This is a genomic window from Vibrio sp. SCSIO 43132 (genome assembly GCF_019904195.1).
Lineage (GTDB): Bacteria > Pseudomonadota > Gammaproteobacteria > Enterobacterales > Vibrionaceae > Vibrio > Vibrio nigripulchritudo.
In genome coordinates this window covers 734,275-748,940 of the sequence record NZ_CP063199.1, presented here as the reverse complement: position 1 = coordinate 748,940, position 14,666 = coordinate 734,275, and the positions used below count along the sequence as shown (strand labels likewise).

Here is a 14,666-nt window from a genome sequence, read left to right as displayed (position 1 = left end):
AATGGCGTTGCTGATTAAAGACAGCTGCATCAACTGCGATATGTGTGACCCGGAATGCCCGAATGGTGCTATTTCCATGGGTGACAGTATTTACGAGATCGACCCTGACTTGTGTACTGAATGCAAAGGGCACTATGAAAAGCCGACGTGTCAGTCCGTTTGCCCAATCACTAAATGTATCGTGGTAGACCCCAATCATGTCGAAACGGATGAGCAGTTACTTGAAAAGTTTGTCATCATTCAAGGATTGGCTTAACCGCTATTGAAACAAACTAAATAATAAAAAAATAGCCCGGATTTAACCGGGTTATTTTTTGTGACCATTAAATAAAATAAACGCTTAATAGTGCTCTGCGTTGTCGTAATATTCATTTGACTTCAATGCTGTAAATATCACCGCAACATCCACATCACTTCCAACAACTTGACGCAGATGTTCAGTAACGACTTTAGCCACTTTGTCTTGCGTTTCCTGACCACGATCGAACCATAAAATTTCTACAAATGGGTAGGCGGGTTCAACTTTGCCACTGTGGAAGAAAGTTGAGTAGATGTATTCGAAGGTAAAATCTTCGTTTGGGCAATCCATTAGAGGTTGTAGGCCGTCTAACAAGACTTCGGAAAGTGTTTGTACAGTTTGTGGCTCTACAGCTCGAAAACGCAAATGCGGCATGACATGCTTCCTATTATTAATTTGGTAGAAAGCATATCACGGTTCTATTCATGAGTTATCAGATTGTTATGAAGAAACCTTGTTACTGAGATAACTGATCCAACCCTTGGCGGAATCGGAAGGAATTTTTTCATTCAGCCTTTTGGCTTCTGCTAAGGCATCTTGGAATCGGTTTAATTTGTACAATAAACGAATCTTTGCCAGAGAAAAGTCGCGTCTATCTGCGTAAGGTCTCGCTTTATCTATAATCCCAATTGCCTGTTGGTAACGAGATTGCTGAATCAGCAATTGCGCTAGTCGCCAGTGGTACTTCGGATTTATTTTCGAAACCGTCTGCCATGCACTGATGGCATTATCCCACTCTTTGGCCACTTGCCAGTAATTCGCCTGCATCCTCAAGTTTTTTTCACTCTTCGACTTTGGATACTTAGCAAACATTTCTTTTAGTATTCGAGCGGCTTTCTCAGGCATTCTATGTTGCCCGTAGAGCTGTGCCATCACGATGTATTCATTTATGGTGAAATGAATCCCCTGATGCTTACTTAAAGCGTAAGTTTCGAGCGCGCTTTGCTGTTTCCCTTGCTGCAATTGTGTCGAGACTAATTGTTGCCACCAAGACTTTTGATTCGGTTCGAATCGGAGTATTCGATTCACCGTTTTCTCTGCGTCTTTCCATCTCTCTAACTGAAGCTCAGAAACGACTCGAATCTTAAGTGCTTGTAATGTTTCACGCGAGTTGCTCGGCTTGTACTGCTTAATTCGAGCAAGTGAAGACTTCCAGTTTTGCTGCTGGTAGTACGCCATAGACATTCTGAGCTGAATGGCATTTTTATCTTTTATTAACTGTTTTTTTACGTTGTTATCTGACGCTGGATAGTCCGTTTTCAACAACACCAGATAATGCGGTATGGCTTGTTTAAATTTTTGCTCTGAGAACAAAATATCAGCCAACATTTGACGTGTCTTCCACTGGTCTACAGGTTGCAAAGCATTCACTTTTACAGACACATCCAGTGACTTTATTGCTTTAGCCGCATTTTCAGATTGCCAGTAATATACACCCAGAATTCGCTTGGTGAATGCTTTGTCGTAATCAGATTTTAAGGACATACCTTCCAGAAGAACAATAGCTTCATTAAGCTTGTCCTCCTGTTGAAGTTCGCTGGCCTGATGCAGTTTTTTACCGGCATAATTAGAGAGCTTACTGGCTTGAACACTAAGGCTCGAGAACAGTAAACAGGTTCCTAATGTCACTGCAAGAATGCGTTTCATACCTATTTGCTCATCTTAAATTCAATTTTCACACGCTGATCAAGTTGCTTGACGGCTTTCCCACCCTCGAGCTTAGGTTGATATTTCCAACGTTTCAGGGCGTTCATTGCCTCACGTACAAAAATTTTGTTCGGGTGGACTTCAACCAAATTGATGTCTTCTGGTCGTCCTTGTTCGTCAATGGTAAAACTCAGGACAACATAACCTTCCATTCTGCGCTTTTGAGCTCTAGGCGGATATCTAGGCTCAACCCGATATAAAGGTAGGGCTTGCTGATCCTGACCGATTCCATCCAAAGAAGGCATAGATACCGCGACACCTAAATTAGCCAGAGCCAGTTTGGGGGCGGTTAATGTTTGAGGAACCTGTGCCTTTGCTACATTCGGTGTAGAAGTTGGTAAAGGTTTAGGTTGGTCAGGCAACTTAGGCGGCTCGGGAAGCTCTCTCTGACGTCTTTGAACATTAGCCTCCGGCTCCTGCATAACGAGATCAAACATAACCGAAGGTTTGGATTCCTCTAGCTTTCCGTTTTGGCTGCTGACCATCCATGCCATAAAGTAAAAAAGCGATGCTGAAACGATGAAAGCAACAGGTAATGCGAGAAACAGTCTTTTCATGACTTCGAACTTACCTTTTCTCTTCTGTCGCCAAAGCAATTTTATCGACACCCGCTCCTTTGGCGGCATCCATCACTTCCACAACCGTGCCGTTATAAGAGTGCTTATCAGCCTGAATCACTAAACTTGCGTCGGGCTTATCTAAAAGAAGCGTTTCCAGCGCAGCCTGAACTCTTTCAACATCGACTCGACGTTTATCGATAAAGACGTCGTTGGATGCCGTAATAGCGATAAAAATACCCGCATCTTTCTGACTGCTGGCGTGCGCTGCCTGTGGTCGATTGACTTCAACCCCAGACTCTTTTACAAACGAACTGGTTACAATGAAGAAGATCAGCATGATGAACACGATGTCCAACATGGACGTTAAGTCGACCGTGGCTTCTTCTTTTGCTTTAGCGGGACGAACCAATCTCATTCGCCACTCCTTAATTGTTGTTCAAGTTTTAATGCTTTTTTGTTTGCCATCTTAACCAAACGCGAATGGGCAAACATCCCTGCTAATGCGGCTACCATGCCGGCCATTGTTGGCAATGTAGCCATCGAAATGCCCGAAGCCATAAGTTTTGGCTCACTGCTGCCCGCTAGAGCCATAAGATCAAAAACGGCGATCATCCCGGTAACGGTTCCTAACAAGCCGAGCATGGGGCATAAGCTCACTAATGCTTTGATGAAATCCAAATGCTGATTCAACTGGAGCGTGGCCTTATGCATAACACCATCTTTATGAGCTAATGCGTACCAAGACTCATGTTCAACACGTTCATTCCAATCCTGAATCCACTTCTGCTTTTGTTTGCCAAAACTGAAACTGAGAAACAAAACGCGTTCGATGATCAGTAACCAACATAGGAATACAACGCCCGCCAGCCACCACAGAACCTGACCACCTCTTGCCATAAATTCAGCAAGGGTGTTGACTTCGGTTTGGTGATAAACGAGTGCTAGGTTCTCAATCATACCTATGCTGCCTCGGCTAGCGTCTCTGATTCTGCACGTTGGGCAACTAGGCTTACACCTTGTTTCTCTAATGTGCCTTTAATCGCTTCAGCGCGGCTAGAAAGAATGTTATGTGCCAGCAGTAATGGCATTGCGGCTACCAACCCCATGACGGTCGTGACAAGTGCCATAGAAATACCACCGGCCATCACTTTGGGGTCACTATTGCCGAATTGGGTAATGACTTGGAATGTTTCGATCATCCCCGTCACGGTACCCAGTAAGCCAAGCATTGGTGCCAGCGCAGCCATCAACTTAAGCATTGACAACCCACGCTCCAGACCATGTTGCTCATCCAGAATACGCTCCAATAGCCGCAGCTCAATAGAGTCAATCGACTGTTGCTTGTCACTTTCAAAAGCCTGAAGGATACGCCCCATAGGGTTGTTACCCGGTTGCTCAGGCTTCTTCAATTGACTAGAAATCTTGGCTTGAATAATAAGAAGAACAATGCCTCGATAGAGCGCAATAATTAGGCCTGATGCTAGTAAAGCAATAATAATTTTACCGACAACGCCACCTTGCTCAATGCGTTGCCACAAGTTGGGCTGATTGGCATACTGCTCAAGTAACAAGCCACGGGTAGGATCAAGCAAAACATCTGAACCTTGAGTCACTTGGGAAGCCACAGTCGAGTTCTTTGGAAGCGCTTGGTACTGAGTAGCAAACTGGTTTTGTGAGTCCCACTTAAGATGACCAAACTTGGAAACTAGTGCCATATCACCCACTTGGACCGCTGTTTCCTGAGATTGGCTACCATCTCCATTAACAAATGGCACTTTGACTTCAGAAATATAACCACTGGCTGAAATCTTGTATTCGACCGCTTTCCAAAACCCTTCAAGCATATTGAGCGATGGCAAAGCTTCCGTACTTATCACTCGCTCAATCAGAGCGAGCTCTTCAGAAGCATCAGGAATAAAGGAGTTCTGATAGTCTTGCTTCACCTCTTTCGCCGATTGTCTGACAACACCAAACAATTCGCCTAAGCTGCCTGTTTCAATCTGGAGCTGTTTTTCCTTTTCAGAAAGCAGCCGCTCGTTTTCACTGAACTGCTCACTTAAGCTTTGGTTTTCTTTTTCCAAAGCAGCCAGCGTTTTTTCAAGCTGTGATTTTTTCTTGGCAAGTGCTGCTTTCTGTTCCTTGGTAAGTTGTACCCTCTCAGCACTGTTAGCACGCTCAGCTTGATACACCTTATTCGCAGTATTATCGATCTGAGATAAGCTTTGCTCCGCATTAACTGATAATGTCACTGACAGTGATGCAATCGCTAGGGCATTAAATAAGTGCTTCATATTACAGCTCCTTCTCAGACGTAGTGATAGACAGAGGTAATGTCACCACAGAAGGTGCCTGCTGTTTTGCAGCCATCGCAAATGCTTTATTGATTTCTATACCCTTTTCTTTTGGAAGTTCTTCCCACGTTTTATTTTGTTGTCTCCACACCCAGTATTTTTGGTTGTCGAGACTACGGGAAACCAAGCTAACCCGACCAAAGTAGAGTTGCTCGACCTGACGAATCCCATCGTTGAGTTCGATTTCTGCCGGATAAGCGCCAAGCTTTGTTCCGTAATCAATCTCGATTTGGTACGCCTCTAGGATCCTACGGTATTTTTCTGCTTCGGCTACATCAGCCCTTCCCATAAGAAGTTTGATATCGTCCAGACGTTTTTGGCGGGCTTCATGTCGAAGGGGAACATCGCTAGTCAGTACAGACTCAAGCCCATCAATCATTCGGTACATTAGCGGTACAATGCCCTGACGAGTATCTTCAATGTCTTTTAACTGCTGTTCAAGGCTATCCAATTCAGTGTTCTGACTTGTTACTAGTTTGCGAAGATGATTTCTATAAAGCGTTAGGTTTTCAATCTGAGTTTCCAACTGCTCTATTTCCGATTGCAAGGTAAACGATGCTTCAACATTGGCATCAACATTTGCCTGAGCCTTTTGCATAGTCTTGTTGGTTTTTTTCTCAATTGCTCTGGCTTTATCTAGATCATCAGCCAGCGATGTAGTGGAAACACTCATAGCAGCAATAGTGACTGCCAAAGCTTTAACCCCTTTAGAAACGATATCTTTCATTAGTAACTCTTAGACGAATCCATGTCGTCTACCACATATGATATGAATGGATAACAATTCCAAGCTCACAGCAATTTCCTGAACAGGTCATTGAGTTTAAGAATTGGTGTATAACAATAAGGCGATTATTAAATCAAAGATGGGAATAATTTTCATTAACTTTCTAAAGTTTTACATTTGACAGATTTGTAAAGATAACTTCCAGAGATATGGACAGTTTTTCATAAGTCAGTATGAACACTAAGTTTTGGGGAATGGAGAAGTATCTAGAAAAACTTCTGATGTGTTTTTATCTAAGACTCACTAGATTACAAAAGTGACTAAACGACAAAGATTGGCTGATATCGTCTATTGTCAGAAGGGAAGTATACAAAAGCAATAGATGCAAAAAAGCCCCAGCATTTCTGCTGAGGCTTTCTGTATGGCAGGGGTGGAGAGATTCGAACTCCCAACACGCGGATTTGGAATCCGCTGCTCTGCCAATTGGAGCTACACCCCTGTAGTTCGATTTTAAAGAGTCGACACTCTGAATAAATGGCGGAGTGGACGGGACTCGAACCCGCGACCCCCGGCGTGACAGGCCGGTATTCTAACCAACTGAACTACCACTCCGCAGTGGAAGACCTGCTTATCATAAGCAGATGTTCAAATATAAAGCCTGGCGATGTCCTACTCTCACATGGGGAAACCCCACACTACCATCGGCGCTATTGCGTTTCACTTCTGAGTTCGGCATGGAATCAGGTGGGTCCACAACGCTATGGTCGCCAAGCAAATTCTTTAATTCGGAAAGCTGTTTTTTTAAGTTCTAGTTCTTACACATTCAATGTTCTTATCTGAGTCCATCAAAACCCCTTGGGTGTTGTATGGTTAAGCCTCACGGGCAATTAGTACAGGTTAGCTCAACGCCTCACAACGCTTACACACCCTGCCTATCAACGTTCTGGTCTCGAACAACCCTTCAGGATACTTAAAGTATCAGGGAAGACTCATCTCAGGGCTCGCTTCCCGCTTAGATGCTTTCAGCGGTTATCGATTCCGAACTTAGCTACCGGGCAATGCCATTGGCATGACAACCCGAACACCAGAGGTTCGTCCACTCCGGTCCTCTCGTACTAGGAGCAGCCCCCTTCAATCTTCCAACGCCCACGGCAGATAGGGACCGAACTGTCTCACGACGTTCTAAACCCAGCTCGCGTACCACTTTAAATGGCGAACAGCCATACCCTTGGGACCGACTTCAGCCCCAGGATGTGATGAGCCGACATCGAGGTGCCAAACACCGCCGTCGATATGAACTCTTGGGCGGTATCAGCCTGTTATCCCCGGAGTACCTTTTATCCGTTGAGCGATGGCCCTTCCATTCAGAACCACCGGATCACTATGACCTGCTTTCGCACCTGCTCGAATTGTCATTCTCGCAGTCAAGCGGGCTTATGCCATTGCACTAACCACACGATGTCCAACCGTGTTTAGCCCACCTTCGTGCTCCTCCGTTACTCTTTGGGAGGAGACCGCCCCAGTCAAACTACCCACCAGGCACTGTCCTCACTCCCGATAAGGGAGCCAAGTTAGAACATCAAAGCTACAAGGGTGGTATTTCAAGGACGGCTCCACGCAATCTGGCGACTGCGTTTCAAAGCCTCCCACCTATCCTACACATGTAGGTTCAATGTTCAGTGCCAAGCTGTAGTAAAGGTTCACGGGGTCTTTCCGTCTAGCCGCGGGTACACTGCATCTTCACAGCGATTTCAATTTCACTGAGTCTCGGGTGGAGACAGCGTGGCCATCATTACGCCATTCGTGCAGGTCGGAACTTACCCGACAAGGAATTTCGCTACCTTAGGACCGTTATAGTTACGGCCGCCGTTTACCGGGGCTTCGATCAAGAGCTTCGTCCGAAGACTAACCCCATCAATTAACCTTCCGGCACCGGGCAGGCGTCACACCGTATACGTCATCTTACGATTTTGCACAGTGCTGTGTTTTTAATAAACAGTTGCAGCCACCTGGTATCTGCGACTCTCGTCAGCTCCATCCGCAAGGGACTTCACCGATAAGAGCGTACCTTCTCCCGAAGTTACGGTACCATTTTGCCTAGTTCCTTCACCCGAGTTCTCTCAAGCGCCTTGGTATTCTCTACCCGACCACCTGTGTCGGTTTGGGGTACGATTCCTTACAATCTGAAGCTTAGAGGCTTTTCCTGGAAGCATGGCATCAATGACTTCATCACCGTAGTGACTCGACATCGTGTCTCAGCCTTAAAGAGAGCCGGATTTACCTAACTCTCAAGCCTACGCACTTGAACCTGGACAACCGTCGCCAGGCCCACCTAGCCTTCTCCGTCCCCCCATCGCAATTGTAAGAAGTACGGGAATATTAACCCGTTTCCCATCGACTACGCTTTTCAGCCTCGCCTTAGGGGTCGACTTACCCTGCCCCGATTAACGTTGGACAGGAACCCTTGGTCTTCCGGCGAGGGAGTTTTTCACTCCCTTTATCGTTACTCATGTCAGCATTCGCACTTCTGATACCTCCAGCAGCCCTTACGAACCACCTTCAACGGCTTACAGAACGCTCCCCTACCCCGCATACAAAGTATGCAGCCGCAGCTTCGGTGTATTGCTTAGCCCCGTTACATCTTCCGCGCAGGCCGACTCGACCAGTGAGCTATTACGCTTTCTTTAAATGATGGCTGCTTCTAAGCCAACATCCTGGCTGTCTGAGCCTTCCCACATCGTTTCCCACTTAGCAATACTTTGGGACCTTAGCTGGCGGTCTGGGTTGTTTCCCTCTCCACGACGGACGTTAGCACCCGCCGTGTGTCTCCCGGATAGTACTTACTGGTATTCGGAGTTTGCAAAGGGTTGGTAAGTCGGGATGACCCCCTAGCCTTAACAGTGCTCTACCCCCAGTAGTATTCGTCCGAGGCGCTACCTAAATAGCTTTCGGGGAGAACCAGCTATCTCCAGGTTTGATTGGCCTTTCACCCCTAGCCACAAGTCATCCGCTAATTTTTCAACATTAGTCGGTTCGGTCCTCCAGTTGATGTTACTCAACCTTCAACCTGCCCATGGCTAGATCACCTGGTTTCGGGTCTATATCCAGAGACTGAGCGCCCAGTTAAGACTCGGTTTCCCTACGGCTCCCCTAGATGGTTAACCTTGCCACTGAATATAAGTCGCTGACCCATTATACAAAAGGTACGCAGTCACCCCGAAGGGCTCCTACTGCTTGTACGTACACGGTTTCAGGTTCTATTTCACTCCCCTCACAGGGGTTCTTTTCGCCTTTCCCTCACGGTACTGGTTCACTATCGGTCAGTCAGTAGTATTTAGCCTTGGAGGATGGTCCCCCCATATTCAGACAGGATATCACGTGTCCCGCCTTACTCGATTTCACTTGAAATGCGCTGTCGGTTACGGGGCTATCACCCTGTATCGCGCTCCTTTCCAGAAGCTTCACCTGACGCATAAAAAGCTTAAGGGCTAATCCAATTTCGCTCGCCGCTACTTTCGGAATCTCGGTTGATTTCTCTTCCTTCGGGTACTTAGATGTTTCAGTTCCCCGAGTTCGCTTCACTGAGCTATGTATTCACTCAGCAATACTTACTTATGTAAGTGGGTTTCCCCATTCGGAAATCCCAGACTCAAATGACTCTTACTGTCTTATCTGGGCTTATCGCAAGTTAGTACGTCCTTCATCGCCTCTGACTGCCAAGGCATCCACCGTGTACGCTTAGTCACTTAACCATACAACCCCAAGAGGTTTCTGTATGTTCAAACAACCAAGGTTTGTGTCTCTCATTATTGAATGAGCGAGAGACATTCGATTTTGCCGGACTCAAATATAAACATCGCATGGATGTTTCCAAGAACACTTGAATGTGTGTTGGTACCTAAAACACAGTTTTAGGATTTGAGAACTTTTAATTTGAATAACAACGCTTATCCGTAGATAAGGGGATTGTTGTTATTCGTCAGCTTTCCAAATTGTTAAAGAGCATGATTCGTTAAGAACCATTTTTAAATATTCTGTATCAAGAAAATACTTAAAGATGGTGGAGCTAAGCAGGATCGAACTGCTGACCTCCTGCGTGCAAGGCAGGCGCTCTCCCAGCTGAGCTATAGCCCCATAAAGATCCAATGTCTGACCCGCTATCTTTGGGAAGATAGTGGTGGGTCTGAGTGGACTTGAACCACCGACCTCCCGCTTATCAGGCGAGCGCTCTAACCAGCTGAGCTACAGACCCAACATTGCTCTTAACGTTATAAACCGTATCAATCTGTGTGAACACTCATCGCGACTTATTCGTCTTCACTTTAAAAAGTAAAAACAAACTATCCGTATCGTATAAGGAGGTGATCCAGCCCCAGGTTCCCCTAGGGCTACCTTGTTACGACTTCACCCCAGTCATGAACCACAAAGTGGCAAGCGTCCTCCCGAAGGTTAAACTACCTGCTTCTTTTGCAGCCCACTCCCATGGTGTGACGGGCGGTGTGTACAAGGCCCGGGAACGTATTCACCGTGGCATTCTGATCCACGATTACTAGCGATTCCGACTTCATGGAGTCGAGTTGCAGACTCCAATCCGGACTACGACGCACTTTTTGGGATTCGCTCACTCTCGCAAGTTGGCCGCCCTCTGTATGCGCCATTGTAGCACGTGTGTAGCCCTACTCGTAAGGGCCATGATGACTTGACGTCGTCCCCACCTTCCTCCGGTTTATCACCGGCAGTCTCCCTGGAGTTCCCACCCGAAGTGCTGGCAAACAAGGATAAGGGTTGCGCTCGTTGCGGGACTTAACCCAACATTTCACAACACGAGCTGACGACAGCCATGCAGCACCTGTCTCATAGTTCCCGAAGGCACCAAAGCATCTCTGCTAAGTTCTATGGATGTCAAGAGTAGGTAAGGTTCTTCGCGTTGCATCGAATTAAACCACATGCTCCACCGCTTGTGCGGGCCCCCGTCAATTCATTTGAGTTTTAATCTTGCGACCGTACTCCCCAGGCGGTCTACTTAACGCGTTAGCTCCGAAAGCCACGGCTCAAGGCCACAACCTCCAAGTAGACATCGTTTACGGCGTGGACTACCAGGGTATCTAATCCTGTTTGCTCCCCACGCTTTCGCATCTGAGTGTCAGTATCTGTCCAGGGGGCCGCCTTCGCCACCGGTATTCCTTCAGATCTCTACGCATTTCACCGCTACACCTGAAATTCTACCCCCCTCTACAGTACTCTAGCCTGCCAGTTTCAAATGCAGTTCCGAGGTTGAGCCCCGGGCTTTCACATCTGACTTAACAAACCACCTGCATGCGCTTTACGCCCAGTAATTCCGATTAACGCTCGCACCCTCCGTATTACCGCGGCTGCTGGCACGGAGTTAGCCGGTGCTTCTTCTGCAGCTAACGTCAAAATGCGCATCTATTAAATACACACCCTTCCTCACTGCTGAAAGTGCTTTACAACCCGAAGGCCTTCTTCACACACGCGGCATGGCTGCATCAGGCTTGCGCCCATTGTGCAATATTCCCCACTGCTGCCTCCCGTAGGAGTCTGGACCGTGTCTCAGTTCCAGTGTGGCTGATCATCCTCTCAGACCAGCTAGGGATCGTCGCCTTGGTGAGCCTTTACCTCACCAACTAGCTAATCCCACCTGGGCATATCCTGACGCGAGAGGCCCGAAGGTCCCCCTCTTTGAGCCGAAGCTATTATGCGGTATTAGCCATCGTTTCCAATGGTTATCCCCCACATCAGGGCAATTTCCCAGGCATTACTCACCCGTCCGCCGCTCGACGCCGTTGTCGTTGTCGTTCCCCGAAGGATCAGACAACTCGTTTCCGCTCGACTTGCATGTGTTAGGCCTGCCGCCAGCGTTCAATCTGAGCCATGATCAAACTCTTCAATTTAAGATTTGGTCGGCTCAATGAATACTGAACATTACATAAAGTAATGTTTGAATTGACTGTGCTCTTATTGGTTTTCACTTTTGAAAAAGTAAAACAAAACAGCTCAAGGCTGCTTCCCAATTCGAATGGTCACTCAGTTCATTGAAACCTAAATTGATACCGAAGTATCTATTTGGATTATCATCAACGAGTGCCCACACAGATTGATAGGTCTATATTGTTAAAGAACTTGGCTTTTCGAGAAGTTTTTCTCTCAAAGCGGACGGACATTTTAGCCAGTTAAGTTGTTGTGTCAAACACTTTTTTCAACTCAGTTAATTTGCCCTGTTATCGCGATTAATCCGTGACAACGAGGCGGCATTATAGGGACTTCGTTTAATGGCGCAACCCCAAATTTGAAAAAAGTTCATGCCGAGCGTTTGATTGCTCAGAATTACATCAAAGCGCGCTGCAAATAAGCAAAAAGAGGGATAAATCCCTCTTTTACTAATCACACTTTTCGAATCTAAGCTTGGTGGGCAATGATTCTGTCCTTATTCACTAATAGCTGGACTTTCTTATCTGGATTCACCTTTCCAGCGAGAATTGCTTTAGCTAGTGGGTTTTCGACACTCTGCTGAATCGCTCTCTTAAGAGGTCTCGCACCATAAACCGGGTCAAAGCCGACTTCTGAAATAAGATCCAACGCTTTCTCCGACACTTCTAACTCATATCCCTTTTCAGCCATTCGGTTGCCTAAACGAGTGAGCTGTATAGAAGCAATCGACTTGATATGCTCTTTACCCAGAGGATGGAACACCACACTTTCATCAACACGATTTAAGAATTCAGGTGTGAAGTGCTTGCTGACCACTTCCATTACTTCTTCTTTCATTCCATCGTAATCCAAGGTCGCGAAGTTCTCCTGAATACGAGAGGAACCAAGATTCGATGTCATGATTACTACGGTATTGCGGAAATCGACAGTTCTTCCCTGTCCATCCGTTAGTCGACCGTCGTCGAGAACCTGAAGCAGGATATTAAATACATCTGGATGTGCTTTTTCGACTTCGTCCAGAAGAATCACGGAATAAGGCTTACGGCGAACGGCTTCTGTTAAATAGCCACCTTCTTCATAACCGACATAACCAGGAGGCGCGCCCACCAATCTTGCAACCGAGTGTTTTTCCATAAATTCCGACATATCGATACGTACCATCGCATCTTCACTGTCGAACATGAAACTTGCCAAGGTTTTGCAAAGTTCGGTTTTACCCACACCAGTCGGACCTAAGAACAAGAAGGAACCGATCGGCTTATTTGGGTCCGATAAACCTGCACGACTGCGTCGAATGGCATTGGACACCACTTCAACGGCTTCTTGCTGACCAATCACACGTTTATGAAGCACTTCTTCCATTCGAAGTAACTTCTCTTTTTCCGCTTCCAACATTTTGGATACCGGAATCCCTGTTTGCTTGGAGAGCACTTCTGCAATTTCAGCGTCTGACACTTTGTTCTTCAACAGCGTCATTTCTTGCATTTCCGCTTGGGTTGCCAGATCTAGCTGCTTCTCTAGCTCAGGAATACGTCCGTATTGCAACTCGGACATACGGTTCAAGTCACCAGCTCGGCGAGCAAAGTCCATATCCATGCGCGCTTGTTCTAACTCACTCTTTATATGTTGAGTACCAGAAAGCGCTGCTTTTTCTGCCTTCCAGATTTCTTCAAGCTCAGAGTAATCTCGTTCTTTTTCTTCCAGTTCTGAATTCAGGGCTTTTAAGCGCTTTGAGCTGGCATCATCGTGTTCATTGACCAGTGCTTGCTGCTCTATCTTAAGCTGGATGATTTTTCGTTCCAGCTTATCCAATGACTCAGGCTTGGAATCTATTTGCATTCGAATACTTGAAGCTGCTTCATCAATCAAATCGATCGCTTTGTCAGGCAGCTGTCGATCCGATACATAGCGGTGTGACAAACTTGCTGCGGCAACAATAGCTGGATCGATAATTTCCACGTGGTGGTGCAATTCGTATCTTTCTTTTAACCCACGAAGAATGGCAACTGTGTCTTCCACCGACGGTTCGTCCACCAGCACTTTTTGGAAACGACGTTCAAGTGCGGGATCTTTTTCGATGTATTGGCGGTATTCATCCAGAGTAGTCGCACCCACGCAATGCAGTTCTCCGCGAGCCAATGCAGGCTTCAACATATTTCCTGCATCCATAGAGCCTTCACCTTTTCCTGCCCCTACCATGGTATGCAGTTCATCGATGAAAAGAATGATATTGCCTTCTTCTTTGGAAAGTTCGTTGAGAACCGACTTCAGCCTTTCTTCAAATTCACCACGATATTTGGCACCGGCAACTAGAGAGCCCATGTCCAGAGACAAAACCCTACGTCCGCGAAGCCCTTCTGGAACTTCATTATTGATGATGCGCTGAGCAAGCCCTTCAACAATGGCCGTTTTACCGACACCAGGTTCACCGATAATTACTGGGTTATTCTTGGTACGGCGCTGAAGGACCTGTATGGTTCGACGAATCTCATCGTCTCGACCAATTACCGGGTCTAGCTTGCCCTGTTCCGCACGTTCAGTCAGATCAATGGTAAATTTTTCGAGCGCTTGGCGTTTATCTTCGGCGTGAGGATCTTCTACTTTCTGACCTCCACGCACTTTTTCAATTGCCCCCGAGATTTTTTGCTCGGTTAAGCCCAGCTCTTTCAAAAGGATCCCTAAAGGGCCTTTGTCTTCGATAGCTGCGAGAAGGAAAATTTCAGAGGAGATATAGGCGTCTTGCCGCTTCTGTGCCACTTTGTCGCACATGTTGAAGAGCGTACCCATTCCCGATGACAGTTGAACGTCACCACCAATTCCACTGACTTTGGGTAGGCGATCCATCATTTCGCTTAACTTTGAGCGAAGCTGAACCACATCCACATTTAGCATAGTTAACAGTGGACGAATGGTACTGCCATCCTGATTAAGTAGTGACACCATAAGATGAACAGGCTCGATGTACTGATGATCGCGACCGAGTGCTAAGGATTGTGCGTCAGAAATAGCAACCTGGAATTTGCTGGTAAAACGATCGAGACGCATAACAACCTCCAACCTTTTATTGTTCTTTA

9 protein-coding genes, 4 tRNA genes and 3 rRNA genes are annotated in these 14,666 nt (G+C 46.5%); 1 reads left to right on the top strand and 15 read right to left on the bottom strand.

Going from position 1 to position 14,666, the window contains the following annotated elements; genetic code table 11:
* Position 1 precedes the first annotated feature (1 nt).
* Positions 2–256, top strand: coding sequence for a YfhL family 4Fe-4S dicluster ferredoxin (locus INR79_RS03430; protein WP_004400024.1), 255 nt, complete (start codon positions 2–4; stop codon positions 254–256).
* An 84-nt stretch (positions 257–340) separates the two neighbouring features.
* Here INR79_RS03430 and INR79_RS03425 read toward each other — a convergent pair whose 3' ends face one another.
* The 15 genes from INR79_RS03425 to clpB all read right to left on the bottom strand — a co-directional run bounded on the left by INR79_RS03425 (position 341) and on the right by clpB (position 14,637).
* The gene (locus INR79_RS03425; RefSeq protein ID WP_223096004.1) at positions 341–673 is read right to left on the bottom strand and encodes a DUF1904 domain-containing protein; all 333 of its coding nucleotides are present in this window, start codon (positions 671–673) and stop codon (positions 341–343) included.
* A 66-nt stretch (positions 674–739) separates the two neighbouring features.
* Positions 740–1,945 carry a tetratricopeptide repeat protein gene (locus tag INR79_RS03420; RefSeq protein ID WP_223096003.1) on the bottom strand — a complete coding sequence of 402 codons (1,206 nt, stop codon included), beginning with the start codon at positions 1,943–1,945 and terminating at the stop codon, positions 740–742.
* 2 nt (positions 1,946–1,947) lie between these two features.
* The gene (locus tag INR79_RS03415) at positions 1,948–2,562 is read right to left on the bottom strand and encodes an energy transducer TonB (RefSeq protein WP_022549731.1); all 615 of its coding nucleotides are present in this window, start codon (positions 2,560–2,562) and stop codon (positions 1,948–1,950) included.
* Positions 2,563–2,572: 10 nt separating this feature from the next.
* Positions 2,573–2,980 (bottom strand): ExbD/TolR family protein, encoded by a 408-nt coding sequence (locus INR79_RS03410; RefSeq protein WP_004400028.1) that lies wholly within the window; start codon positions 2,978–2,980, stop codon positions 2,573–2,575.
* Entirely contained in the window at positions 2,977–3,522 is a 546-nt protein-coding gene (locus tag INR79_RS03405; RefSeq protein ID WP_022549730.1) for a MotA/TolQ/ExbB proton channel family protein, read from the bottom strand. Before INR79_RS03405 ends, INR79_RS03410 begins: the two co-directional genes overlap by 4 nt.
* A 2-nt stretch (positions 3,523–3,524) precedes the next feature.
* Positions 3,525–4,856 carry a MotA/TolQ/ExbB proton channel family protein gene (locus INR79_RS03400; protein ID WP_223096002.1) on the bottom strand — a complete coding sequence of 444 codons (1,332 nt, stop codon included), beginning with the start codon at positions 4,854–4,856 and terminating at the stop codon, positions 3,525–3,527.
* Position 4,857: 1 nt separating this feature from the next.
* On the bottom strand, positions 4,858–5,643 hold the full coding sequence (locus tag INR79_RS03395) for a DUF3450 domain-containing protein (RefSeq protein WP_022600297.1): 786 nt from the start codon (positions 5,641–5,643) through the stop codon (positions 4,858–4,860).
* A 422-nt stretch (positions 5,644–6,065) separates the two neighbouring features.
* Positions 6,066–6,142: transfer RNA gene (locus tag INR79_RS03390), tRNA-Trp, on the bottom strand.
* A 36-nt stretch (positions 6,143–6,178) separates the two neighbouring features.
* Positions 6,179–6,255: transfer RNA gene (locus INR79_RS03385), tRNA-Asp, on the bottom strand.
* Between the two features lie 44 nt (positions 6,256–6,299).
* Positions 6,300–6,415, bottom strand: a 5S ribosomal RNA gene (gene rrf, locus INR79_RS03380).
* A 94-nt stretch (positions 6,416–6,509) separates the two neighbouring features.
* Positions 6,510–9,395: ribosomal RNA gene (locus tag INR79_RS03375) — 23S ribosomal RNA — on the bottom strand.
* Positions 9,396–9,701: 306 nt separating this feature from the next.
* Positions 9,702–9,777, bottom strand: a tRNA-Ala gene (locus INR79_RS03370).
* Positions 9,778–9,818: 41 nt separating this feature from the next.
* Positions 9,819–9,895, bottom strand: a tRNA-Ile gene (locus INR79_RS03365).
* 102 nt (positions 9,896–9,997) lie between these two features.
* Positions 9,998–11,555, bottom strand: a 16S ribosomal RNA gene (locus INR79_RS03360).
* The 16S, 23S and 5S rRNA genes sit together here with 4 tRNA genes alongside, the layout of an rRNA operon.
* A 505-nt stretch (positions 11,556–12,060) precedes the next feature.
* A complete protein-coding gene (gene clpB, locus INR79_RS03355) occupies positions 12,061–14,637 on the bottom strand; it encodes an ATP-dependent chaperone ClpB (RefSeq protein WP_223096001.1) in 2,577 nt (858 codons plus the stop codon).
* Between the last annotated feature and the right edge of the window lie 29 nt (positions 14,638–14,666).